At 55.7% G+C, this 501-nt stretch carries 1 protein-coding gene; it reads left to right on the top strand.

Annotated elements, in window-relative coordinates; genetic code table 11:
- Window positions 1-489: sodium:solute symporter family transporter (locus tag CKO11_RS17465; protein ID WP_411742029.1), on the top strand; the 489-nt coding region annotated here is incomplete at its 5' end.
- Window positions 490-501 lie beyond the last annotated feature (12 nt).

Below are 501 nucleotides of genomic sequence, written 5' to 3'. Positions count from 1 at the left end.
TACGCTAACGTCATTCGTAAAGACGCCACCGAACGTCAGGAGCTGAAAGTCTCGAAAATCACCGTACTGGTGCTCGGTGTGGTCGCCATTCTGCTGGGTATTCTGTTTGAGAAGCAGAATATTGCCTTTATGGTGGGACTGGCGTTCTCCATCGCGGCGAGCTGCAACTTCCCTATCATTCTGCTCTCCATGTACTGGTCAAAACTGACCACCCGTGGCGCAATGATTGGCGGCTGGCTGGGCCTGCTGACGGCGGTGATTCTGATGGTCCTCGGCCCGACCATTTGGGTACAAATCCTCGGCCACGCGCAGGCGATTTTCCCGTATGAATACCCGGCGCTGTTCTCTATCGCCGTAGCCTTTATCGGTATCTGGATTTTCTCGATTACCGACAACACGCAAGAAGGTATTCGCGAGCGTGAGCAGTTCCGTGCGCAGTTCATCCGTTCACAAACGGGTGTCGGCATCGCACAGGGTCGCGCGCACTAAGCCCCTCTGCCC

Origin of the sequence: Rhodobacter sp. TJ_12 (genome assembly GCF_020023995.1) — a bacterium.
Lineage (GTDB): Bacteria > Pseudomonadota > Alphaproteobacteria > Rhodobacterales > Rhodobacteraceae > Rhodobacter.
This window is presented reverse-complemented; position numbering and strand designations above follow the sequence as displayed.